The organism is Ectobacillus antri (assembly GCF_003852715.1).
Lineage (GTDB): Bacteria > Bacillota > Bacilli > Bacillales > Bacillaceae_G > Ectobacillus > Ectobacillus antri.
Map to the genome: position 1 here is coordinate 60,527 of NZ_RIAV01000002.1, position 22,793 is coordinate 83,319.

21 protein-coding genes, 1 pseudogene and 1 other annotated feature are annotated in these 22,793 nt (G+C 40.8%); of the genes and pseudogenes, 20 read left to right on the plus strand and 2 right to left on the minus strand.

Annotation, left to right across the window (positions count from 1 at the left end; genetic code table 11):
* Window positions 1-58: 58 nt before the first annotated feature.
* From EEJ45_RS02735 to yajC, 9 genes and pseudogenes are all read left to right on the plus strand, one after another.
* Entirely contained in the window at window positions 59-811 is a 753-nt protein-coding gene (locus EEJ45_RS02735) for a YhcN/YlaJ family sporulation lipoprotein (RefSeq protein WP_124563262.1), read from the plus strand.
* Between the two features lie 89 nt (window positions 812-900).
* Window positions 901-1,251, plus strand: a pseudogene (locus EEJ45_RS02740) (DUF2785 domain-containing protein); the annotation flags it as partial.
* Between the two features lie 76 nt (window positions 1,252-1,327).
* Window positions 1,328-1,852, plus strand: a complete 525-nt coding sequence (locus tag EEJ45_RS02745; protein WP_124563263.1) for a BofC C-terminal domain-containing protein — start codon at window positions 1,328-1,330, stop codon at window positions 1,850-1,852.
* An 80-nt stretch (window positions 1,853-1,932) separates the two neighbouring features.
* Complete coding sequence (gene ruvA / locus EEJ45_RS02750; protein ID WP_124563264.1) at window positions 1,933-2,550, plus strand: Holliday junction branch migration protein RuvA; 618 nt, start codon at window positions 1,933-1,935, stop codon at window positions 2,548-2,550.
* Between the two features lie 5 nt (window positions 2,551-2,555).
* Entirely contained in the window at window positions 2,556-3,554 is a 999-nt protein-coding gene (gene ruvB / locus EEJ45_RS02755) for a Holliday junction branch migration DNA helicase RuvB (RefSeq protein ID WP_124563265.1), read from the plus strand.
* A complete protein-coding gene (locus EEJ45_RS02760; RefSeq protein ID WP_187695344.1) occupies window positions 3,551-3,751 on the plus strand; it encodes a DUF2905 domain-containing protein in 201 nt (66 codons plus the stop codon). The genes ruvB and EEJ45_RS02760 overlap by 4 nt, the downstream gene beginning before the upstream one ends.
* Window positions 3,752-3,807: 56 nt before the next feature.
* Window positions 3,808-4,833: a tRNA preQ1(34) S-adenosylmethionine ribosyltransferase-isomerase QueA gene (gene queA, locus EEJ45_RS02765; RefSeq protein WP_124563266.1), complete on the plus strand. Its 1,026-nt coding sequence runs from the start codon at window positions 3,808-3,810 to the stop codon at window positions 4,831-4,833.
* A 25-nt stretch (window positions 4,834-4,858) separates the two neighbouring features.
* Window positions 4,859-5,995: a tRNA guanosine(34) transglycosylase Tgt gene (gene tgt / locus EEJ45_RS02770; protein WP_124563267.1), complete on the plus strand. Its 1,137-nt coding sequence runs from the start codon at window positions 4,859-4,861 to the stop codon at window positions 5,993-5,995.
* 20 nt (window positions 5,996-6,015) lie between these two features.
* Window positions 6,016-6,297, plus strand: coding sequence for a preprotein translocase subunit YajC (gene yajC / locus EEJ45_RS02775; RefSeq protein ID WP_124563268.1), 282 nt, complete (start codon window positions 6,016-6,018; stop codon window positions 6,295-6,297).
* Window positions 6,298-6,323: 26 nt separating this feature from the next.
* Here yajC and EEJ45_RS02780 read toward each other — a convergent pair whose 3' ends face one another.
* Complete coding sequence (locus EEJ45_RS02780) at window positions 6,324-6,704, minus strand: TIGR04086 family membrane protein (RefSeq protein WP_124563269.1); 381 nt, start codon at window positions 6,702-6,704, stop codon at window positions 6,324-6,326.
* A 192-nt stretch (window positions 6,705-6,896) separates the two neighbouring features.
* Between EEJ45_RS02780 and EEJ45_RS02785 the strand changes: the two genes are divergently transcribed.
* Window positions 6,897-7,550, plus strand: a complete 654-nt coding sequence (locus EEJ45_RS02785; protein WP_124563270.1) for a DUF421 domain-containing protein — start codon at window positions 6,897-6,899, stop codon at window positions 7,548-7,550.
* Window positions 7,551-7,569: 19 nt separating this feature from the next.
* Here EEJ45_RS02785 and spoVB read toward each other — a convergent pair whose 3' ends face one another.
* The gene (spoVB, locus tag EEJ45_RS02790; protein ID WP_124563271.1) at window positions 7,570-9,123 is read right to left on the minus strand and encodes a stage V sporulation protein B; all 1,554 of its coding nucleotides are present in this window, start codon (window positions 9,121-9,123) and stop codon (window positions 7,570-7,572) included.
* A gap of 173 nt (window positions 9,124-9,296) precedes the next feature.
* Between spoVB and EEJ45_RS02795 the strand changes: the two genes are divergently transcribed.
* The 10 genes from EEJ45_RS02795 to aspS all read left to right on the plus strand — a co-directional run bounded on the left by EEJ45_RS02795 (window position 9,297) and on the right by aspS (window position 22,737).
* Complete coding sequence (locus EEJ45_RS02795) at window positions 9,297-9,578, plus strand: post-transcriptional regulator (RefSeq protein WP_124563272.1); 282 nt, start codon at window positions 9,297-9,299, stop codon at window positions 9,576-9,578.
* 49 nt (window positions 9,579-9,627) lie between these two features.
* Window positions 9,628-11,877 (plus strand): protein translocase subunit SecDF, encoded by a 2,250-nt coding sequence (gene secDF / locus EEJ45_RS02800; protein ID WP_124563273.1) that lies wholly within the window; start codon window positions 9,628-9,630, stop codon window positions 11,875-11,877.
* A gap of 111 nt (window positions 11,878-11,988) precedes the next feature.
* Window positions 11,989-12,885 carry a cation diffusion facilitator family transporter gene (locus tag EEJ45_RS02805; RefSeq protein ID WP_124563274.1) on the plus strand — a complete coding sequence of 299 codons (897 nt, stop codon included), beginning with the start codon at window positions 11,989-11,991 and terminating at the stop codon, window positions 12,883-12,885.
* Window positions 12,886-12,937: 52 nt separating this feature from the next.
* Complete coding sequence (gene recJ / locus EEJ45_RS02810; RefSeq protein WP_124563275.1) at window positions 12,938-15,277, plus strand: single-stranded-DNA-specific exonuclease RecJ; 2,340 nt, start codon at window positions 12,938-12,940, stop codon at window positions 15,275-15,277.
* Window positions 15,277-15,789 (plus strand): adenine phosphoribosyltransferase, encoded by a 513-nt coding sequence (locus EEJ45_RS02815; RefSeq protein ID WP_124563276.1) that lies wholly within the window; start codon window positions 15,277-15,279, stop codon window positions 15,787-15,789. Before recJ ends, EEJ45_RS02815 begins: the two co-directional genes overlap by 1 nt.
* 449 nt (window positions 15,790-16,238) lie before the next feature.
* Window positions 16,239-18,431 carry a RelA/SpoT family protein gene (locus EEJ45_RS02820; RefSeq protein WP_124563277.1) on the plus strand — a complete coding sequence of 731 codons (2,193 nt, stop codon included), beginning with the start codon at window positions 16,239-16,241 and terminating at the stop codon, window positions 18,429-18,431.
* Between the two features lie 12 nt (window positions 18,432-18,443).
* A complete protein-coding gene (dtd, locus tag EEJ45_RS02825) occupies window positions 18,444-18,884 on the plus strand; it encodes a D-aminoacyl-tRNA deacylase (RefSeq protein WP_124563278.1) in 441 nt (146 codons plus the stop codon).
* A 111-nt stretch (window positions 18,885-18,995) separates the two neighbouring features.
* Window positions 18,996-19,172, plus strand: a complete 177-nt coding sequence (locus EEJ45_RS18290) for a hypothetical protein (protein ID WP_164464184.1) — start codon at window positions 18,996-18,998, stop codon at window positions 19,170-19,172.
* Between the two features lie 54 nt (window positions 19,173-19,226).
* Window positions 19,227-19,446: a binding site (T-box leader), on the plus strand.
* Window positions 19,447-19,679: 233 nt separating this feature from the next.
* Window positions 19,680-20,951, plus strand: a complete 1,272-nt coding sequence (gene hisS / locus EEJ45_RS02830; protein WP_124563279.1) for a histidine--tRNA ligase — start codon at window positions 19,680-19,682, stop codon at window positions 20,949-20,951.
* Between the two features lie 13 nt (window positions 20,952-20,964).
* Window positions 20,965-22,737 (plus strand): aspartate--tRNA ligase, encoded by a 1,773-nt coding sequence (gene aspS, locus EEJ45_RS02835; protein WP_124563280.1) that lies wholly within the window; start codon window positions 20,965-20,967, stop codon window positions 22,735-22,737.
* Window positions 22,738-22,793: the final 56 nt, after the last annotated feature.

A 22,793-nucleotide genomic window follows, 5' to 3' on the forward strand; every position in this document is an offset into this window, starting at 1 on the left:
AGCGCAAGCTAATACAGAGCCATTTTCTTGGCTCGATTTTGCAGAGGGGGTCTTTGTATTGAACAAGAAACTTAAGATTGTGACAACTTCGTTGTTGGCGGTGGGCGTCTTGGCAGCTTGTAATACAGATAAAAAAGACACCGCTATGGAACGATATAAAGAACAAACAGCAGATGATTTTGCGTATGAGCGTACGTCTTATTATGGCTTTGGTAATTATCCAAACTCTTATGGATATGCTCCAAGGCCAGCCAGCATTACGGACCGTTATAGCGATTTAAACATGAATCGTGTAGCATATCGTGAGCCAAAAACAGATCATTACGGCAATGTAAAGTATACAAAGATAAACCAAAAAATTCATAAAAACAAAGACAAAGTGGGATATAATTACTATGGTGACCGGAATTTTCACAATCACCTTGATAACTCCTATTCTACACGTAATGTTACTATGAATGGATATTATACAAACGGAGACGGCGCAACTTCTGAAAAAATTACCAATCGTGTAAAGCGATTACATGAAATCGATCGTGTCTCAACCGTTGTATATGGAAATGATGTGTTAGTTGCCGTTAAGTCTGACGGAACAATGAGTGAAGGTAAACTCAAAGATAAAATCCGTCAAGTAGCAATGCCATATGCAAAGGGAAGAAACGTACAAGTTACAGTAAGCGAAAGTATGTACAACCGCGTGAACAAAATGAATACTAATTTGCGTGATGGTACGATGACAAACGATATGAACAAAGATTTAGAAGATATGTTCCGTTCTGTACGTTCCGATTACAATCGTATGACACGCTAAAAAAGCAAAGGGAGAAGCATTATGCTTCTCCCTTTGTCATGTAAAGACATGGTACAATTATATTAAGAAATGTAGGGGGATGGATACATATGACAAACGAACAGGAGTTAAAAAGAGAACTGCAGGCTATTCAGGAAAATCATTATGCTGTGCCGGAAGATGTAGATGCGTATCCATACGCACAATGGATGTTAGATGCTATTGGATCAACTGATGCAGAATTACGTGATCATTTAATTTACAGTACATTGGCGAAGTGGATTACCAATGGTGTATTTCGTGAAAAAGAATTACGAGGCTTGTTGCTTCAGGCACTGAGTGAGGATTATTTGTTTTACGGTATTGGAGAAGTAGGAACGAATTCTGTGTTTAAACGAGCATTTTCTGTATTAATACCACCACTTGTATTGACTGTTCACGAAACAAAGCTTTTTCTTAATAATAGATAAGGATAATTTTTTGAAGTTTAGGAAATCCTATCTAACAGAAGTTACCATGTGCAAAGAGGTGAAGGCAATGAGCTTCCTAGTGAAGGCAATCTTAACCGCGTTTGTGTGCTGCTCTTTTACGGGCTTATTAATTCCTACTTCGTATGAAGCAAAAATTCCGAACGACATGGTTGGACCGACTAAGAAACCTACTGTAACTATTATCTTACAACGCACATATTTGGACGGGGAAGTAAGTGAAGAGATGTTTCGCGTGGATACGGTGAGTCTCGAAGATTCATTGCGCCGCTATAAAAATTGGCAATTAGTAGATCGAGATGACGTGCAAATTGTACTGCAAAAGCGTGTGAACGATATATCTCCTTTACTTAAGACAAGTGGTTATTTTGGCGTTTCCAAGGAAGGTATTTTACAGATCTTTAAAGGTATACCCGATGAAAAAAATGCTATTCATTCGTTTTTTCAGATTGATATGGAGAAGCTGAAGAGCTACCAAAGAGAGAAATTAGAACGTGGTATTCGTGTCAAGTCGAAAAAGCAATATGAAGAAGTAATTAAAACGATGAAACCCTATTCTATGAAAAAGGACTAGCCAAGGCTAGTCTCATTCTTTTTTGTACGGCTTCCTTGTGGTAAAATGGAATACATGACTAAAAAGGGAGAGAGCTTAGGTTGTTTGAATATATCACAGGTAGTGTTGAGTTTGTAGGGCCAGAATATATTGTTTTGGACCATAATGGAATTGGTTATCAGTTATTAACACCTAACCCTTATATGTTCCGTAAAAGTGAACAACAAATTCGCGTATATACATATCAATATGTAAGAGAAGATATTCTTGCACTATATGGATTTCAATCGCGAGAAGAGCGTGCGCTGTTTATGAAACTGATTAGTGTGTCTGGAATTGGACCAAAGGGAGCGCTTGCTATTTTAGCAGCGGGACAAACGAAACAAGTTGTACAGGCTGTCGAGCAAGAAGACGAGAAATTTTTGGTTAAGTTCCCTGGAGTGGGGAAAAAGACAGCGCGGCAAATGATTTTAGATTTAAAAGGCAAGCTGAATGATCTTGTCCCTGATGCGTTGCCTGACTTATTTTCTGCGCCGGATGCATTTGAAAAGTCTGAGCGTGTATCTGTAGAACTGGATGAAGCACTTGAGGCATTAAAGGCTCTTGGTTATGCAGAAAGAGAAATTGCTCGTGTTGTCCCTGATCTTATCAAAGAAGCGTTATCTACCGATCAATATATCAAAAAGGCGTTGCAACTTCTATTAAACGGTAAGAGGTGAGTAGCATGGATGAACGTCTTGTTTCAGGAGAGTCGATATACGAGGACGTGGATTTTGAATATTCACTCCGTCCCCAAACCCTGCGGCAGTATATCGGTCAGGAGAAAGTAAAACATAATCTTGAGATTTTTATAGAAGCAGCTAAGCTTAGGGAAGAAACGCTAGATCATGTGCTTTTGTACGGGCCACCAGGGCTTGGGAAAACGACATTAGCTTCGATTATTGCTAATGAAATGGGAGTGAATCTTCGAACTACCTCAGGTCCTGCTATAGAGCGTGCGGGGGACTTGGCAGCCGTGCTGACAGCTTTGCAGCCTGGGGATGTGCTGTTTATTGATGAAATTCATCGTTTGCCGCGGTCAGTAGAGGAAGTGTTGTATCCGGCAATGGAAGATTTTTGTTTAGATATTGTAATTGGTAAAGGGCCTACTGCTAAGTCGGTTCGATTGGATCTGCCACCTTTTACGCTTGTTGGTGCGACTACACGAGCTGGTGCACTTTCGTCACCGCTGCGAGATCGTTTTGGTGTATTGGCGCGTTTAGAATATTACGGAACTGATCAACTTTCAGATATTGTAACAAGAACAGCCGAAGTATTTGCGATTGAAATTGATCGAAATGCGGCAGTCGAAATTGCGAAACGCGCACGCGGAACGCCTCGTATCGCCAACCGCTTATTGCGGCGTGTTCGCGACTTTGCGCAGGTACGCGGAAATGGAACAATTACAATTGATATTACACGTACAGCACTTGAATTGCTTCAGGTGGACCGTTTAGGACTCGATCATATTGATCATAAGCTCATGCTCGGGATTATTGAAAAATTCCGAGGCGGCCCCGTCGGCCTAGAAACCGTCGCGGCGACCATCGGAGAAGAAGCCCATACAATTGAAGATGTATATGAACCGTATTTATTGCAAATAGGCTTTTTGCAACGTACACCACGCGGCCGTATTGCAACGCCGCTTGCGTATCAACATTTCGGAATAGAGGTGCCGCAATAATGGACATGTCAAAGCTGTTTCTAACAGTAGGTATTGTCTTTATTGTCATGGGCTTATTGTGGCGTTTTATTGGTAAGATTCCAGGTGATATTTTAATTAAAAAAGGTAATGTAACCTTTTACTTTCCAATTGTAACTTCAATTGTTCTCAGTGTTGTGATATCTCTCATTTTGTATATATTAAGCAAGTTTCGATAGAATTAAGTTGACTAAACAGCAATTAAATTTACATGAGAAATGAAACAGGTGAAATTATGAACATTAATGACTTTGATTTTCATTTGCCAGAGGAGTTAATTGCACAAACTCCCCTTGAAAACCGAGAAAGTTCCAGATTGATGGTGTTAAACCGTGAAACAGGAGAAATTTCTCATAAGTATTTTTACGATATTACCTCTTATTTTAAAGCGGGGGATACACTCGTTTTAAATGAAACGAAGGTGATGCCTGCACGTTTGCATGGGGTAAAAGATGATACGGGTGCTCATATCGAAGTGCTACTTTTAAAGCAAGAAGAGAATGATTGCTGGGAAACGCTTGTAAAACCGGCAAAACGTGTGAAGGAAGGAACGGTTCTTTCCTTTGGTGAAGGCAAGCTTCGTGCAGAGTGCATTGGTATAAGTGAACAAGGCGGACGCAAGCTGAAGTTTTCCTACGAGGGTATTTTTTATGAAATTTTGGACGAGCTTGGTGAAATGCCACTGCCTCCGTATATTAAGGAGACATTAGATGACCGTGATCGATATCAAACAGTATTTGCTCGTGAAGTTGGTTCTGCTGCCGCACCAACTGCTGGGTTACACTTTACAAATGCTATTTTAGACGAGCTGCGTGCAAAGGGTGTACATATTGCTTTTATTACTTTGCATGTAGGTCTTGGTACATTCAGACCGGTTTCAGTGGATAATATTGAAGAGCATGATATGCATGCGGAATATTATTATATGTCTGAAGAGACGGCTGCTTTATTAAATCGCACAAGAGAAGAAGGCGGTCGCATCATCACGGTAGGAACTACATCAACACGTACACTCGAAACCATTGCGGCGGAAGATGGTACGTTCCAGGCAGCATCAGGCTGGACGAGTATTTTTATCTATCCTGGGTACACCTTTAAAGCCACTGACGGTATGATTACAAATTTTCACTTGCCAAAATCTACGTTAATTATGCTTGTTAGTGCTTTAGCTGGAAGAGAGCATGTACTTCATGCCTACAATGAAGCAGTTCGTGAAAAATACCGCTTCTTCAGTTTTGGAGATGCAATGCTGATTTTATAAGCAGCATAAGAAAGGAGTTTCTCTTATGGCAATCACATATGAATTAATTAAAACTTGTAAACAAACGGGAGCGCGTCTTGGTCGTGTTCATACACCGCATGGTTCCTTTGAAACACCAGTATTTATGCCGGTTGGAACTTTAGCAACAGTCAAAACAATGGCACCGGAAGAACTAAAAGCAATGGATGCGGGCATTATTTTAAGTAATACGTATCACCTATGGCTTCGTCCGGGTCATGAAATTGTTCGTGAAGCAGGTGGTCTTCATAAATTTATGAACTGGGATCGCGCAATCCTAACAGATTCTGGTGGCTTTCAAGTATTTAGCTTGAGTGAATTTCGTCGCATTGAAGAAGAAGGCGTTCACTTTCGTAACCATTTAAATGGTGATAAGCTGTTTCTTTCTCCTGAAAAGGCGATGGAAATTCAAAATGCCCTCGGTTCCGACATTATGATGGCATTTGATGAGTGTCCGCCGTACCCTGCTGAGTACGACTATATGAAGCGTTCCGTGGAGCGTACGAGCCGCTGGGCAGAACGTTGCTTAAAGGCGCACCAACGACCGCATGATCAAGGGCTGTTTGGAATTGTACAAGGCGGTGAATATGAGGATTTACGTCGCCAAAGTGCGCAGGATTTGGTGTCTATGGACTTCCCGGGCTATGCAGTTGGTGGATTGTCAGTAGGAGAGCCGAAGGACGTAATGAATCGTGTACTGGACTTCACAACGCCTTGGTTACCTACGAATAAGCCGCGCTATTTAATGGGAGTGGGCTCACCTGATTCTTTAATTGACGGTGCCATTCGTGGTATTGATATGTTCGACTGTGTATTGCCAACCCGTATCGCACGAAACGGCACATGTATGACAAGTGAGGGGCGTGTCGTAATTAAAAATGCGAAGTATGCAAGAGATTTTGGACCACTAGATCCAAAATGTGATTGCTATACATGTAAAAACTATTCACGTGCTTACATTCGCCACTTGTTAAAATGTGACGAAACATTCGGAATTCGCTTAACATCTTATCATAACCTGCATTTTCTGCTAAAATTAATGGAGCAGGTTCGTCAGGCCATTCGTGAAGATCGTCTCGGTGATTTCCGTGAGGAGTTTTTTGAGCAATATGGCTTTAACAAACCGAACGCTAAGAATTTCTAAATAGATAAGGAGGTATACTCATGAACGCTTTAGTGACACAAGTATTACCATTGGTTCTTATGTTTGCGGTATTTTATTTTTTGCTAATTCGTCCGCAACAAAAACGTCAAAAAGCAGTTGCTGCTATGCAAAGCGGTCTACAAAAAGGTGATCGTATTATTACAATTGGCGGCTTGCACGGTGTAATTGATTCTGTCTCTGATACAACAGTTGTGATTAAAACAGGTGATGGCTCTCATTTAACATTTGAGCGCAACGCAGTCCGTGAAGTAACGGCGAAGAAAGAAGCGGTAACAAACTAAAGAGACTTGGCATATGCCAAGTCTTTTTAGTTTTTATTAGCAGTGTTCACACCAAAGATACCGCCGATTGTGCTCGCCGCAATAAGCCCCAGATGGTATACCATGCTTTCTTTTGAGAGGCCTTGGGAATAACCTAAATAATTAATAAGAAATACAAATAAAGAAAAGAAAATACCTGTTGCGCCCCCTGCAAGCCACCCTTTCATTTTTGCTTTCATGCCAGATACAAAGCCTGAGGCAAGCATTGAGATGATAGCAAGTATAAATATGATAACAACGAGAGAAGAATCACTTATATTTGTGAGCTTTGCCAGCAATGCAATTCCAAAGCTCGCGATGGCAGCAAGCACAAGGACTGTACTGAGACCGAATAGAACAGCTGTGGATAGTTTTTTCGTTCCGGACATTTTATCCCCTCCTTAATACAAGCATATTTCTGAAACGTACAAGTTAGACTAGAGAAGTAGAAATAAACTTTCCTGCTTGCGTATGATATATAAGTACATATGATTTGTTGTACATTCGAACTGTAAAGTGATAGTTTCATGTGAAAATGGGCATTATAGTACAGGTATATTTGTATTTACGGAGGGATCTCGGTGGACTTATTAGAGATTGCTATACGTACAGTCGTATTGTATGGTGTAATTATCATTATTTTTCGCTTAATGGGCAAGCGGGAAATTGGCGAACTCAACGTTCTCGATTTAGTTGTTTTTTTAATGTTGAGTGAACTGGCAGTCGTCGCAATTGAAAAACCTGATAAGCCAATCGTGCATCAACTTACACCAATGATTCTACTTATGGTGTTGCAAATTGTGTTAGCTTTTCTATCTCTTAAAAGCCAAAAAGCGCGCAAGATGTTAGATGGAGAACCGTCTATTTTAATTCGTGGCGGAAAAGTTGATGAAGTGCAAATGAGAAAACAGCGTTATAATTTTGATGATTTACTTATGCAACTCCGAGAAAAGGATATAGGTGATATTCGAGATGTGGAATATGCTATTTTAGAACCTTCCGGCAAATTGTCAGTATTTAGGAAGCCGCAAAAAGGCAACGTAGATACAAAAGCTGTATTCGCGCTGCCTCTCATTATTGATGGTACAATTCAAGATGATCATTTAGAAAAAATAGGAAAAACAAACTTGTGGTTGCGCCAAAAGCTACGTGAGCTTGGTTATAAAGATATTACTCAAATTTCGTACTGTACGGTACAAAATGATGAATTTTTTGTAGATCTAAAAGACGAATAACACAGCCATCGTGGCTGTGTTATTTTCTCATGAGTTTATGTAGGAATGGAATACGAGCAAGCTCTTCTTTGCGGATTAATCCAAGTACAAGTAGTAAAACTATATATAAAAGTGTGATAGATGTAATAGAAAATAACGTTTGCACCCCAAGGGAAGAAAATATTGGGTGTGTCTCTGATAAGCGGCCTGCCATTCCGGCAATAAAGATGGCCGCTACCCCCAACAGATAGTCACGAGCATAGATGGTAAACGTGATTTTCTTCAAGACGGTCGCATAATGGAGCAATGTTACCGTCACAAGACCAGCAGCAATGGCAAGTGCTACGCCCATAATTTGAAATTCACTTCTTGAGGCGAGCAAAAAGATACCTGCAATTTTGACTGCTGATCCAACTAGGCTATTTAACATGGCTGCTTTTGCTAAGTCCAATGCCTGCAACATCGAGGTAAGAGGACCTTGAAAGTAATAAAAAATAAAACAAGGTGCTAATAGCTGTATAAACGGTGCAGCATGATCCGTTCCATACATTAACGTCAAAATAGGAGATGCAAAGATATATAAAATTACAACCGACCACCCTCCTGATATAAACGAAAGACGAAGAGCTTGTTGTAGGCGATATTCAACGAGATGTGGTTGTTTTTTTGCAACAGCTTCACTCACAGAAGGAACAAGTGAGGTTGATAAAGCATAGGTGATAAAAGACGGTAAAAATAACAGTGGCAATGCATACCCAGTCAATTCCCCATACTGCTTGGTAGCTACTGCGGCTGTTACACCAGCAATTGCTAAGCTTTGTGTGACGGCGATGGGCTCTAAAAAATAGGAAAGAGAACCAATGATTCGACTACCTGTTGTCGGTAAGGCGATACCCATTAGGGAATGCAATGTGTCTTTTCCTGCTTTTACAGTCGTAAAAAAGCGATGACGTACTGAAAATGTTTTTTGTTTCTGAAAGATAATCAGCATATATAAGAGTGAAACAAGTTCTCCTGCTGCGGCCGATACCATGGCGCCAGCAGCGGCATACTCAATGCCGAACGGTAGAAAAATTTTAATACAAAAGGCGATGAGTGCAATACGGACAACTTGTTCAATTACTTGTGCGTAAGCACTCGGTTTCATATTTTGTTTTCCTTGGAAATAGCCCCGTAGCACAGATGATACAGCAATGACCGGAACGACCGGCAAGATGGCAACAAGCGGATATAATGTGCGAGAATCTGTTAATAGCTTCTGAGATAGCATAGGTGCAGTGAACAATAACCCAATCGTAAAAATAAAACTAAGTGATAATGTAATGCTTAAAGAAACAACAAGTATCTTTTTGACACGTGTTTTGTCGTGTAAGGCCTCGGCTTCTGCAACCAGCTTTGCAATGGCAACAGGAAGTCCCATTTGTGTGACAGTAATGGCTAAGATAAAAGTCGGTACAGCCATCATGTATAAGCCAACACCTTCTTCACCAAGAATTCTCGCCATTACAATTCGATTGATAAAGCCGAGCACCCTTGTAATTAAACCGGCGGCTATTAAAATTAGCGTGCCACGTAAAAAGCTCTGCTTTGTCATTTCGTTCCCACCTTCTCAAAAGCCATAGAATGATTTACAATAATCTATATGCACATACATAAGGCAAGCATGACAAGTATATGTACAAGCATTTTTTTCTAAGGTTTTTTCAAAACCTTTCAAAAATTCTCGTGCAAATATGTATAGCGCTCAAAAATGAAGGAGGATTCTGGATGGGTGTGAAGGAACATCCTGTGAATGCGTATCGAGAACAGCTTCAAGTTGTGCTTGAAAGCAAGGCGGATGAGTTTAAGTTATTAGGCTATGATCAGGTAACGGCGCAAGAAATATGGGATTGCTTAATGAGTAAGAAGTGGAAGCAACCGGAAGAAATAAAATTATATCAACTAGTCAACGACGTGTTGGCGCTCTCATCAAGCGACTATATGACATATTTGACAATGGAGGCCTATAAAGCACCACTCAGGTCTTTTGAAGAATACGAGAACAACTGATGATGTACAATTACAGCTCGTTACAAACAAAAGGAGGAAGTCTATACTCATGGCAAAGCGGAGCAGCAGAATTGTCGCGTTTTTTTTAATCGTCCTAATAGTGGGCGCATTGATGGGTGCGACAACAAAGAATATCACACAAAACATTAATCTCGGACTCGATTTGCGCGGCGGCTTTGAAGTTTTATATGAAGTGAAGCCGGCTAAAGAAGGGGACAAAATTACACGTGATGTGCTTGTCAGCACGGTGCATGCCCTTGAAAATCGTGTCAACGTTCTAGGGGTTAGCGAACCAAACATTCAAATTGAAGGAACAGACCGTATTCGCGTCCAACTAGCAGGCGTTAAAGATCAAAATAAGGCGCGGGAAGTTCTATCTACACAGGCAAAATTAACGTTTCGTGATGTAAATGATAATTTGCTCATGGACGGTTCAGATTTAAAAGAAAATGGAGCGAAGCAAACGTTTGACGAACAAAATCGACCAAGTGTGGGACTAACACTAAAAAGTGCAGAGAAGTTTCGCAGTGTAACTGAAAAGGTATTGGCAATGAAGCCAGAGAATTTCATGGTCATTTGGCTTGATTTTGAAGAAGGAAAAGATTCTTATAAAGCGGAAGCTGGAAAACCAAATCCCAAATATCTATCCGCAGCAAGTGTAGACCAAGTCTTTAATCAAACGGAAGTGTCGATTGTAGGTAACTTTACGCCGGAAGAAGCGAAAGATCTAGCGAAGCTGTTAAATGCTGGTGCGCTTCCAGTCGAGCTAGAAGAAATGTATTCTACATCTGTTGGGGCGAAGTTTGGGGAAACAGCGCTACAAAAAACAATCCTAGCAGGTATCATCGGTATTGCACTTATCTTCTTGTTTATGATTGTGTACTATCGACTACCTGGGATTGTCGCAGTTATTAACTTGTTGATGTATATTTATGTGACCTTACTTATCTTTGATTGGATGAACGCAGTGTTAACATTGCCGGGCATTGCGGCACTTGTACTAGGGGTTGGTATCGCTGTAGATGCGAATATCATCACGGATGAGCGCTTTAAAGATGAACTAAAAATCGGTAAATCTGTGATGGCTGCATATCGTGCGGGGAATCGCCATTCGTTTTTAACGGTACTAGATGCACACATCACAACGATGCTAGCAGCAATTGTGTTGTTTATTTTTGGAACAAGCGCCGTAAAGGGTTTTGCTACAAGTTTAATGGTCAGCTTAATCGTAGGTTTTGCGACAAACGTAGGTGGAACGAGACTGATGCTCGGACTTCTTGTAAACAGCCGTTATTTTGATAAAAAAATTGGTTATTTTGGTGTTAAAGCAAAAGATATTATTCCAATTTCAAAAGGTGTAGAACATGCGCCGACGAAGTTTGATAAGATTGACTTTGTGAAAGTGGGCAAATCGTTTTTAACGTTTTCTATTGTATTCACTGTAATAGGTATCATTGTATTGTCTATCTTTAAACTAAACCTAGGCATCGATTTCTCTAGCGGTTCTCGTATTGATGTAAAGAGCAATGCTGTAATGAATGTATCTGAGCTGAAGGCAGATTTAAAAGCTCTAGATATTGTTGCGCAAGACATCGTGTTAACAGGGACGAACAATGACAGTGCTGCTGTTCGTTTGAAAGATGTGTTAACGAAAGACGAAATTGCAAAAGTGAAGAGTGAATTGAAGGATAAATATGGTAATGAGCCAAGTGTGAGTACTGTGTCTCCTACAATTGGAAAAGAAATAGCACGAAATGCACTTATTGCTGTACTGATTGCATCCGTAGGTATCATCCTATATGTAAGTTTACGCTTCCGTTTTACGTATGCCGTAGCTGCCGTTATTGCTTTGTTACATGATGCGTTCTTTATCATTACTGCATTTAGTGTGTTGCGTTTAGAGGTGGACTTACCATTTATTGCGGCTGTATTGACAATTGTGGGCTATTCTATTAATGACTCTATTGTTACATTTGATCGTAACCGTGAGTTGTACAAAAAGCGCAAGATTCGCACCATACAGGATTTAGAGGAGATTGTAAACTTAAGTGTGCGTCAAACATTGGCACGCTCTGTAAACACTGTATTAACTGTATTGTTACCTGTTATTTCCTTGTTGATTTTTGGTAGTGATTCATTACGAGGCTTTTCAATCGCTTTGTTTATCGGATTAATTGTGGGAACCTATTCTTCTGTATTTGTCGCTTCACAAATTTGGCTGCTCTTAGAAAAGAGTCGTTTGAAGAAAGGCAAAGGAAAGAAAGAGGAAGAAGAAACAAAACCGGAATTACAAGTGTAAAAAGGATGCTCCATAGCGGAGCATCCTTTTCTGCTTAAAAACAAGTGTTTTTTCATAATATATAAAGAGTATTAGCGTTTAAAGCTGTTCAGAAGAGAAGGGAAGTTGAGTATGGAAAACCAACAACGGTTAAAACAAGCTCAAATTGGTGCCATTGTAGGGATTGTTGGAAATGTGATTTTAGCGGCAATTAAAGCGATTGTGGGGTTTTTGGGAAATAGTACAGCTTTAATTGCTGATGCAGTTCACTCTGCTTCTGATGTTGTTGGGTCTTTAGCGGTTTTATTTGGTATTCGCGCCGCAAATCGACCGCCGGATGAAGATCATCCGTACGGGCACGGCAAAGCAGAACCTATCTCCGCTATTATTGTTGCCGTTTTACTAGCAATCGTCGGTTTTGAGATTGCTATGTCGTCTATTGAAGCATTTAAAGGAGAGGTGGAAATTCCTAAGTTTATCGCACTCTTGACGGTTATTTTTTCTATCTTTATTAAAGAGGCGATGTTTCGCTATAAATATAACTTAGGAAAACGGATCAATAGCGCTGCTATTATCGCTAATGCGTATGAACATCGTTCAGACGTATTTTCTTCTTTAGCAGCACTAGTCGGTATTGGTGCAGCTATGCTTGGTGGGCGGTTTGGTATACCGTGGCTGGTTTATGCAGACCCTGTTGCTGGATTGTTTGTATCTTTGCTTGTCATTAAAATGGCTTGGTCAATTGGAAAGGAAGCCATTCATAGCACACTAGATCATGTATTGCACGAAGAAGATATCGCTCCTATGTATCAGATTGTTTCTGGTGTGGAAGGGGTAAAAAAGGTTGACGCTTTGTATGCACGGGAACATGGGCATTATGTTATTGTAGATATTAAAGTTTCCGTTGATCCTCATATTACTGTAGAAGAGGGACATCGTATTGGCAAACGAGTAAAAGAAGCTTTGATGACACAGGCGAACGTACAAAATGTATTTGTGCACATCAACCCATATTCATCTGAAGAATAATAGAAAAGTCTTGGCCAATTTAGTATAATAAATTGGTTAAGGGGTGATTTCGTTGTTACAAGCGAAAACGCGTTGGCGACAAAAGACTGGTAACGAGGAACTTATCGAGAACCTTTCACATTCTCTCGGTTTAACACCTTTTGTTACGGCTTTGTTGGTCCACAGAGGATTACAAACAGAAACTGCAATCACCAATTTTTTGTATACAGAAAAGCAAGATTTTCATGATCCTTTTTTACTACAGGATATGAAAAAGGTAACAGATAGAATATACAGAGCTATTAAAGAGAAAGAACATGTTTTGATATTTGGTGATTATGATGCAGATGGTGTGAGCAGTACCACGGTTTTATATGAAGCCTTGCAAGAGCTCGGTGCACAGGTCGAGTTTTATATTCCGAATCGTTTTACAGAAGGATATGGACCAAACGAAGGTGCCTTTCGCTGGGCAAAAGAGGCAGGTTTTTCTCTTATTATCACAGTGGACACCGGAATTTCGGCAGTAAAAGAAGCAAATTTGGCAAAAGAACTTGGAATCGATCTTATTATTACGGATCACCATGAACCGCCGCCGCACCTTCCGGACGCATATGCCATTATCCATCCGAAGCTCGATGATTATCCATTTAAAGAGCTAGCTGGCGTGGGGGTGGCGTTTAAGGTAGCACACGCGTTGTTAGGACGTGTGCCGGAGCATTTGCTTGAAATTGCGGTTATTGGTACAATTGCGGACCTTGTGCCCCTGCACGGCGAAAATCGCTTGCTTGCAAAGCGCGGGATTGAAAAGCTACGTCAAACGAAAAGACCAGGGCTTCTTGCACTTTTACAACTAGCAAACAGCAACCCAAAAGAAGCAAATGAAGAAACCATTGGATTTACGATTGGTCCTCGCATTAATGCAGTGGGACGCCTAGAAGACGCTGCACCGGCGGTTCATTTGCTTTTAACAAAAGATATGGAGGAAGCAAAGGCCTTAGCAGAAGAGATTGATGTATTAAATAAGCACAGGCAAGAAATTGTCAAACAAATTGCACAGGAAGCCATACAAGAAGTAGAGGAACTGTACCCACCAGAGCAAAATAAGGTATTGGTGATTGCTCGTGAAGGGTGGAATGCCGGCGTTGTAGGTATTGTGGCGTCCAAGCTGGTAGAGCGCTTTTATCGACCAACCATTATACTGAGTATCGATCGTGATAAAGGAATTGCTAAAGGATCGGCTCGAAGTATAGAAGGCTTTGATTTATTTGCAAATCTTTCCGATTGCCGTGATATACTCCCACATTTTGGTGGTCATCCCATGGCTGCGGGTATGACATTGCAATTAGAGGATGTTGATGAATTGCGGGTACGCCTTAATAAGTTGGCTGACATACAGTTAATGCCGGAAGATTTACTGCCAGTTACTGCAATTGACGTAACGTGTCAGCCGCGTGATATCACGCTGTCTTCCATTGCAGAAATGTCTATGCTGGCACCATTTGGAGTGGGAAACCCCAAACCGAGATTGCTCATAGAAGACGCATCATTAGAAAGTATCAGACAAATCGGGGCAGATGGTTCGCATTTAAAGCTGACAATGAGGGATGAAGAAGTAAAGCTTGACGGTGTTGGCTTTGGATTTGGGCAGGCGGCGGAGGAAATATCGCCGATTTCAAAAGTATCAATTGTAGGAGAGGCGTCTATTAATGAATGGAACAATGTAAGAAAGCCGCAAATTATGATTGCTGATATTGCTGTAACAGATTGGCAGCTATTTGACTGGCGCAGCATGAGAAATGTGGAAAAGCATATAGCTATGCTGCCAAAGAATAAAGTAAAAATTGTTTATTTTCGTCCAGAAACGCTTGAAAAGTTTTCAGTGGATGAATATAGAGATTATCTAATTCCCGCTGCTAAAGCATCGTCGCATATGGAAGGCAACTATGTCATTTTATTAGATATGCCTCCTACAACCGAGCATTTACGGCAAATGTTTATAAATGCTTTTCCCGCACGCATTTATGCGGTTTTTTATCAAGAAATGCAGCATACTTTCAGCACAATTCCAACAAGAGAACATTTTAAATGGTATTATTCTTTTCTTCGTCAACAAGCGCCTTTTTCAATTGTAAAGCATGGTGCACAGCTGTGTGCGCATAAAGGTTGGTCAAAAGATACAGTAAATTTCATGACAATGGTGTTTTTTGAATTAGAATTTGTTAAAATAAAAGATGGTGTGATTTTTATTGCTCATCAAACACAAAAACGAGATTTAACAGAATCGGCAACGTATCGCGAAAAAGTAAATCAATTACAACTTGAAAAAGAATTGGTATATTCCACGTATCAACAATTAAAAATGTGGTTTCAACATATGAAAGACGGTTCTGCACATGAGGAGGCACTTAGGTAATGGACTTGAAACAATATATTGCGATTGTACCGGATTATCCAAAAGAAGGGATTGTATTTAAAGACATCACCCCTTTGATGAATGACGGTGCAGCTTACAAAGCGGCAACAGACCGCATTGTAGAATTTGCCAAAGAAAAGCAAATTGACCTTGTAGTTGGACCAGAGGCACGCGGATTTATTATTGGCTGTCCGGTTTCTTACGCGCTAGGTGTAGGTTTTGCGCCTGTACGTAAAGAAGGGAAATTGCCACGCGAAGTAATTAAAGTCGACTACGGCAAAGAATATGGTAAGGACGTTTTAACCATTCACAAAGATGCAATTCGTCCGGGACAGCGCGTTTTAATTACGGATGATTTACTTGCAACTGGTGGTACAATTGAAGCAACAATCAAGCTTGTTGAAGAGCTTGGAGGCATTGTTGCTGGTATTGCATTCTTAGTTGAGTTGTCTTACTTAGATGGTCGCAAGGTAATTGGTGATTACGACGTATTAACGTTAATGACATACTAACATTTATTGAGTACTCGATAAGAGTGCTCTTTTTATATAGGCTGTGAGAAAGGGTAGTGATTATTGGCACTTGTTAATTAGAGTGAAGGGGTGAGACTTCTGTGAAACAAGCGCACAAGCGTGTAGCGCTGAGGAGACTCCCTGACCGCTCGCGGCAAGCGAACCCTGCAGCGAAAATTAACAAAGAGCGTTAACCTAGCCTATTAGTATGAATGAAAAATTGGAAGTAGGAGAGAAGAGATGATTGTGGTTCGTGCTAAAGAGTAGCACATACCGGTAAATGAGTTTATATAGTTGTTATTGCTATTCTCTAGACGGTGTGTATAACCGGACGCACAAAAGGTTTCGGCAATACAATTTCTTTCCTTTTCACAATTATGCATAATTGCGTTATAATGGTGAAATACAGTTATAAGCAATAGGATTAATTATGATAAAAAGGTGATTCCATGGCGAATGAACAAGTGCTTACAGCAGAACAGGTGCTGGAAAAAGCAAGAACGTACTTAACAGATAAAGACGCGGAGATTGTGAAACGTGCCTATGAATTTGCGTACGAGGCACATCGTGAACAATATAGAAAATCAGGTGAACCATATATTATTCATCCTATTCAAGTTGCAGGTATCCTTGTTGACTTAAAAATGGATCCAGCCACAGTATCAGCAGGCTTCCTTCATGACGTTGTTGAGGACACTGATGTAACGCTGGAGGATATGGAAAAAGCATTTAATCAAGAGATTGCCATGCTGGTAGATGGCGTAACGAAGCTGGGAAAAATTAAATATAAATCTCATGAAGAACAACAGGCAGAAAATCACCGTAAGATGTTTGTTGCGATGGCAAAAGACATTCGCGTCATTTTAATTAAGTTAGCTGACCGTTTGCATAACATGAGAACACTCAAACATTTGCCCCTTGAAAAACAACAGCGAATTGCCACGGAAACTTTGGAGATTTTTGCACCACTTGCGCATCGTCTTGGAATTAACACGATTAAATGGGAGCTTGAAGATACGTCATTACGCTATCTTAACCCCCAGCAGTATTATCGTATTGTTAACTTAATGAAGCGAAAGCGAGCGGAACGTGAAGAGTACCTAGAAACAGTAATGAAAGATATTCGTGACAAATTGGATGATGTGTCTATTCATTCAGATATGTCAGGTCGACCTAAACATATTTATAGTATCTATCGAAAGATGGCCGTACAAAATAAGCAGTTTAATGAAATTTATGACCTTCTTGCAGTTCGTGTTGTCGTGAATAGCATAAAAGATTGCTATGCTGTTCTTGGTATTATTCACACGTGTTGGAAACCAATGCCAGGTCGCTTCAAAGATTATATTGCAATGCCAAAAGCAAATTTGTACCAGTCTTTGCATACAACGGTGATTGGTCCTAAGGGCGATCCTCTTGAGGTGCAAATTCGTACGAAGGAAATGCATCGCATTGCCGAATACGGAATTGCTGCGCACTGGGCTTATAAAGAGGGAGCTGAAGCAGCACCGGAAAATGCACCTTTAGAGAAGAAGTTGGCGTGGTTCCGTCAAATTGTAGAATGGCAAAAAGATGCTTCCAATGCGGAAGAATTTATGGAATCTTTAAAAATCGATTTGTTTTCAGATATGGTGTTTGTCTTTACGCCAAAAGGTGATGTGATTGAGCTACCGTTAGGCTCTGTTCCGATTGACTTTGCGTATCGCATTCACTCTGAAATTGGCAGTAAAACAATCGGGGCTAAAATTAACGGAAAAATGGTACCACTCGATTATAAGCTAAAGACAGGAGATATTGTTGAAATCTTAACATCTAAGCATTCGTATGGACCGAGCCAAGATTGGGTCAAGCTTGCTCAAACTTCTCATGCCAAAAATAAAATTCGCCAATTCTTTAAAAAGCAACGTCGTGAAGAGAACATTGAAAAAGGGAAAGAGTTGATTGAAAAAGAATTGCGCAACTTAGATTATGATTTAAAAGAAGTATTAAGCGCAGATAATTTAAAGCGTGTAGCTGATAAATTTAATTTTCCGAATGATGAGGAAATGTATGCTGCGGTAGGATATAACGGCATTACGGCAGCACAAATTGTGACGAGGTTAACAGATAAGTTTCGTAAAAAACGAGAAGAAGAACAGCTACTAGAAGAGACGATGACCGAAGTGCGCAAGCCGATGAAAATTCGCAGGCGCGATTCGGGCATTAAGGTAAGCGGGGTTGACAACTTGTTAATTCGCGTTTCGAAATGCTGTAACCCAGTCCCTGGTGATGATATTGTCGGGTATATCACAAAAGGAAGAGGTGTTTCCATTCACCGTTCCGATTGTGTAAATATTCATACGGAAGAAGCAAAAGAGCGTCTGTTGGATGTAGAATGGGAAAATGATCCACAAAAAGAATTAGAATATAATGTGGATATTGAAATTTCCGGTTATGACCGCCGTGGTTTGCTTAATGAGGTACTGCAGGCTGTGAATGAGACGAAAACCTATATATCGGCTGTTTCCGGAAGAAGTGATCGAAATAAAATGGCAACCATTCATATGTCTATTTCTATTCAAAATGTTCATCATCTGCAGAAGGTGGTAGAACGAATCAAACGTGTGCATGATATTTATGCAGTACGCCGATTAATGCATTAAAAGGAGATTGTAATGAGAGTAGTTGTCCAACGTTCAAAAGAAGCATCTGTAACAGTAGATGGAACTATCGTAGGAAGTATTCCGTTTGGCTTAACACTTTTAGTGGGAATCACGCACGAAGATCAAGAACAAGATGCAACGTATGTGGCAGAAAAAATTGCAAACTTACGTATTTTTGAAGACGAGAGTGGCAAGATGAATGCATCTGTTAAAGACAAAGGCGGGGCTATTTTATCTATTTCACAATTTACCTTGTACGGAGACTGTAGAAAGGGACGGCGCCCAAACTTCATGGAAGCTGCGAGGCCGGAGCATGCTAAACCGCTGTATGATTTTTTTAATGAGGAACTTAAAAAGCAAGGTCTTCATGTGGAGACCGGCAAGTTTGGTGCCATGATGGATGTACAACTCATCAATGATGGCCCTGTGACACTCATTGTAGAAAGTAACTAAAGGACGAGCAAACGCTCGTCCTTTAGTTTTTTCGTATTCGTTTAGTTATACAAACGCTCCATTCTGGTAACACTATCAACAGATTGCTACAGAATGTGAGGAATGAACCTGATGAGAATGAACAACAAAATGAATTATGCAACAAACAGTGTAAACCAGCTCTTTAATGTGAGTTTTCATGATTTTTTGGCAAAAGAAAGCGATATGACGTATATGGAGTTGGCATCTGAGTTTGGGATTTCTCTGCATGATGTAAAAAAGCTAAAGAAACATATGGACCGGTCTTGACAAGCAACGTGAAGAAACGTATATTAGTAAACAAATTCATATTTCTAACAAAATATTGAACTGATGATGGAGCACAGTACACAAGAAGCACATGAAAAGAGAAGAAACGCCTTGGGCTGAAAGCGTTTCTGCATGATGACTTGTCGAATGAACACTCCGGAGGTTTCTCTCTGAACATGAGTAGGAGAAGAACGCGTTCAGGCGTTACTGAAAAAGTGGAAGCGTAATGCTTCAATTAGGGTGGCACCACGGGTATTAAACTCTCGTCCCTACTGTTACAGTAGGAACGGGAGTTTTTTGTGTATAGAGAAAAGAGAGTAGGTATACTTGAGTATCTAGCTTTATCTAGAATCGTCTACGCTTTTCTTATCTAGCTATGGCGTCTAGTTCCTCCGGGCGGAGAACCTCTTTTCAAAAAGGCAAAAAGCGCCTTTATGGGTAGAGAACCTCAGCCCTATGGAGCTGAACGAGCCATCTACGCTTTTCTAAATAAAAGGAGGAAGGTTTATGTTGATTCAAATTCCAAGGGGAACGCAGGATATACGTCCCGGCACGGTTGAGCTGTGGCAGTATATTGAGGAGCAGGCGCGTGATATTTGTCGCCGCTATAATTATAAAGAAATTCGCACACCAATTTTTGAGCATACTGATTTATTTTTACGAGGGGTCGGTGATACAACAGATATTGTTCAAAAAGAGATGTACACTTTCACTGATCGCGGTGAACGTAGTCTAACGCTTCGTCCGGAAGGAACAGCAGCTGTTGTACGCTCCTATGTTGAGAATAAAATGTATGGCGATGCGACCCAACCAACGAAGTTATTTTATATTGGACCAATGTTCCGATATGAAAGGCCGCAATCCGGTCGCTTCCGTCAATTCGTTCAATTTGGTATTGAAGCGCTTGGCAGCAATGATCCAGCTATCGATGCAGAAGTAATGGCACTGGCAATGGATTTTTATAAAGGTCTTGGATTGAAGGATGTAAAGCTAGTATTAAACAGTCTTGGAGATAAAGAGAGTCGTCAAGCGCACCGTGAAGCGCTCGTAAGTCACTTTGCACCACGCATCGATGAGTTTTGTAGCGATTGTCAATCACGTTTACATAAAAACCCGCTTCGTATTTTGGATTGTAAGAAAGACCGTAATCATGAATTGATGGGTACAGCACCATCTATTACAGCGTATCTCAATGAAAGCTCACAGGCTTACTACGAGAAAGTACAAGAGCTGCTGACAATGATGGATATTCCGTTTGAAAAGGACCCGAATCTTGTACGAGGCTTGGATTACTACCAACACACTGTATTTGAAATCATGAGCGAGGCAGAGGGATTTGGTGCAATCACAACGCTAAGCGGCGGCGGCCGTTATAATGGTCTTGTTGAAGAAATTGGAGGACCTGAAACACCGGGGATTGGCTTTGCTATGAGTATTGAGCGTTTACTAATGGCGCTTGAAGCAGAGAAAGTTACGTTGCCGGTTTCCTTTGAGATGGACTGCTTCGTTGTAGCTTTAGGTGAAAGAGCGAAGGATGCAGCGACAAAGCTTGTACATGATTTGCGCAAGGCTGGCTTGAATGCGGAGAAAGATTATCTAGATCGCAAGATTAAAGCCCAATTTAAAGCAGCAGATCGCTCAGAAGCAAAATATGTAGCGGTATTAGGAGAGAACGAGCTAGAGCAAGGCGTTATTAATGTAAAAGATATGAGTACAGGTGACCAAACAGAGGTTGCCTTAGATACATTCGTTACTTATATAGCAGAGAAAGTACAATAAGGGGGAAGAGAACATGGCTGAGAGAACGCATTATTGTGGGGAAGTAACATTGCAAGAAGCAGGAAGTACAGTACAGCTAAAGGGCTGGGTGCAAAAGCGCCGCGATCTAGGTGGACTTATCTTTATTGATTTGCGCGATCGTACAGGGATTGTGCAGGTTGTATTTACACCTGAAACATCAGCAGAAGCATTAAAGCTTGCTGAAGGAATTCGTAATGAATATGTGTTGCATGTAAAAGGTACAGTTGTTGAACGTGCAGAAGGACAAATCAACAAAAACTTGGCAACTGGGTACATTGAAGTACAAGCTACAGACGTTCGTATTTTAAATACGGCAAAAACGCCACCTTTTACAATTGCAGATAAAACAGATGTATCTGAAGATGTGCGCTTAAAATATCGCTATTTAGATTTGCGTCGTCCGGTGATGTTGGAGACGTTTAAACTTCGTCATAAAGTAACGAAAGCAATGCGTGATTTCTTGGACGGAGAACAGTTTATTGAAGTAGAAACACCGATTTTAACAAAAAGTACACCGGAAGGAGCTCGTGACTACTTAGTGCCAAGCCGTGTACATTCAGGTGAGTTTTACGCATTGCCGCAATCACCGCAAATTTTTAAGCAACTGTTAATGGTTGGCGGCTTCGAGCGTTACTATCAAGTAGCTCGTTGTTTCCGTGACGAAGACTTGCGTGCGGATCGCCAGCCGGAATTTACACAAATCGATATTGAAACATCCTTCTTAACGCAAGAAGAAATTATTGAAATGATGGAAAGAATGATGAGCGGTGTTATGCGTGATGCGAAAGGTGTAGAAGTGATCCTGCCGTTCCCGCGCATGACATATGATGAGGCTATGAGCCGTTATGGTTCTGACAAGCCGGATACGCGCTTTGGAATGGAACTGACAAATTTATCTGAGTTTGCGGTGGACTGTGGCTTTAAGGTATTCACAAGTGCGGTAGAAGCAGGTGGCCAAGTAAAAGCAATCAACGCCAAAGGTGCTGCTGATAGGTATTCCCGTAAAGACATTGATGCGTTAACTGAGTTTGTGAAAATTTATGGTGCCAAAGGTCTTGCTTGGTTGAAAGTAGAGGCTGATGGACTGAAAGGTCCAATTGCGAAGTTTTTTGGTGAAGAAGACAGTGCAACAATCATTCGCTTGTTAGAAGCAGAAGTTGGAGACTTACTTCTATTCGTAGCTGATAAGAAAAGTGTAGTAGCGGATAGCTTAGGGGCACTTCGTTTAAAACTGGGTAAAGAGCTGGGTCTTATTGATGAAAGCAAGTACAACTTCTTATGGGTGACAGATTGGCCGCTTCTTGAGTACGATGAAGAACAAGGTCGTTATTTCGCGGCGCATCATCCATTTACGATGCCGTTCCGTGAAGACTTGCCGCTTCTAGATACAGATCCAAGTCAAGTGCGCGCACAAGCATATGACCTTGTATTAAATGGTTATGAATTAGGCGGTGGTTCTTTACGTATTTATGAGCGAGATGTACAAGAAAAAATGTTCCGTGTACTTGGTTTCTCACAAGAAGAAGCACAAGAACAGTTTGGCTTCTTGTTAGAAGCATTTGACTACGGTACACCGCCGCATGGCGGAATCGCGCTTGGTTTAGATCGCCTCGTCATGCTGCTTGCGGGTCGCACAAACCTTCGTGATACAATTGCATTCCCGAAAACAGCGAGTGCAAGTTGCTTGTTGACGGATGCACCAGGTGAAGTCGCTACGGCACAACTGGATGAATTGCATTTACAGTTGAAAGTTACAAAAGAATAAATGTAAGTAACGACCATATGGACATACTATGTTCATATGGTTTTTCTTTAAAATAT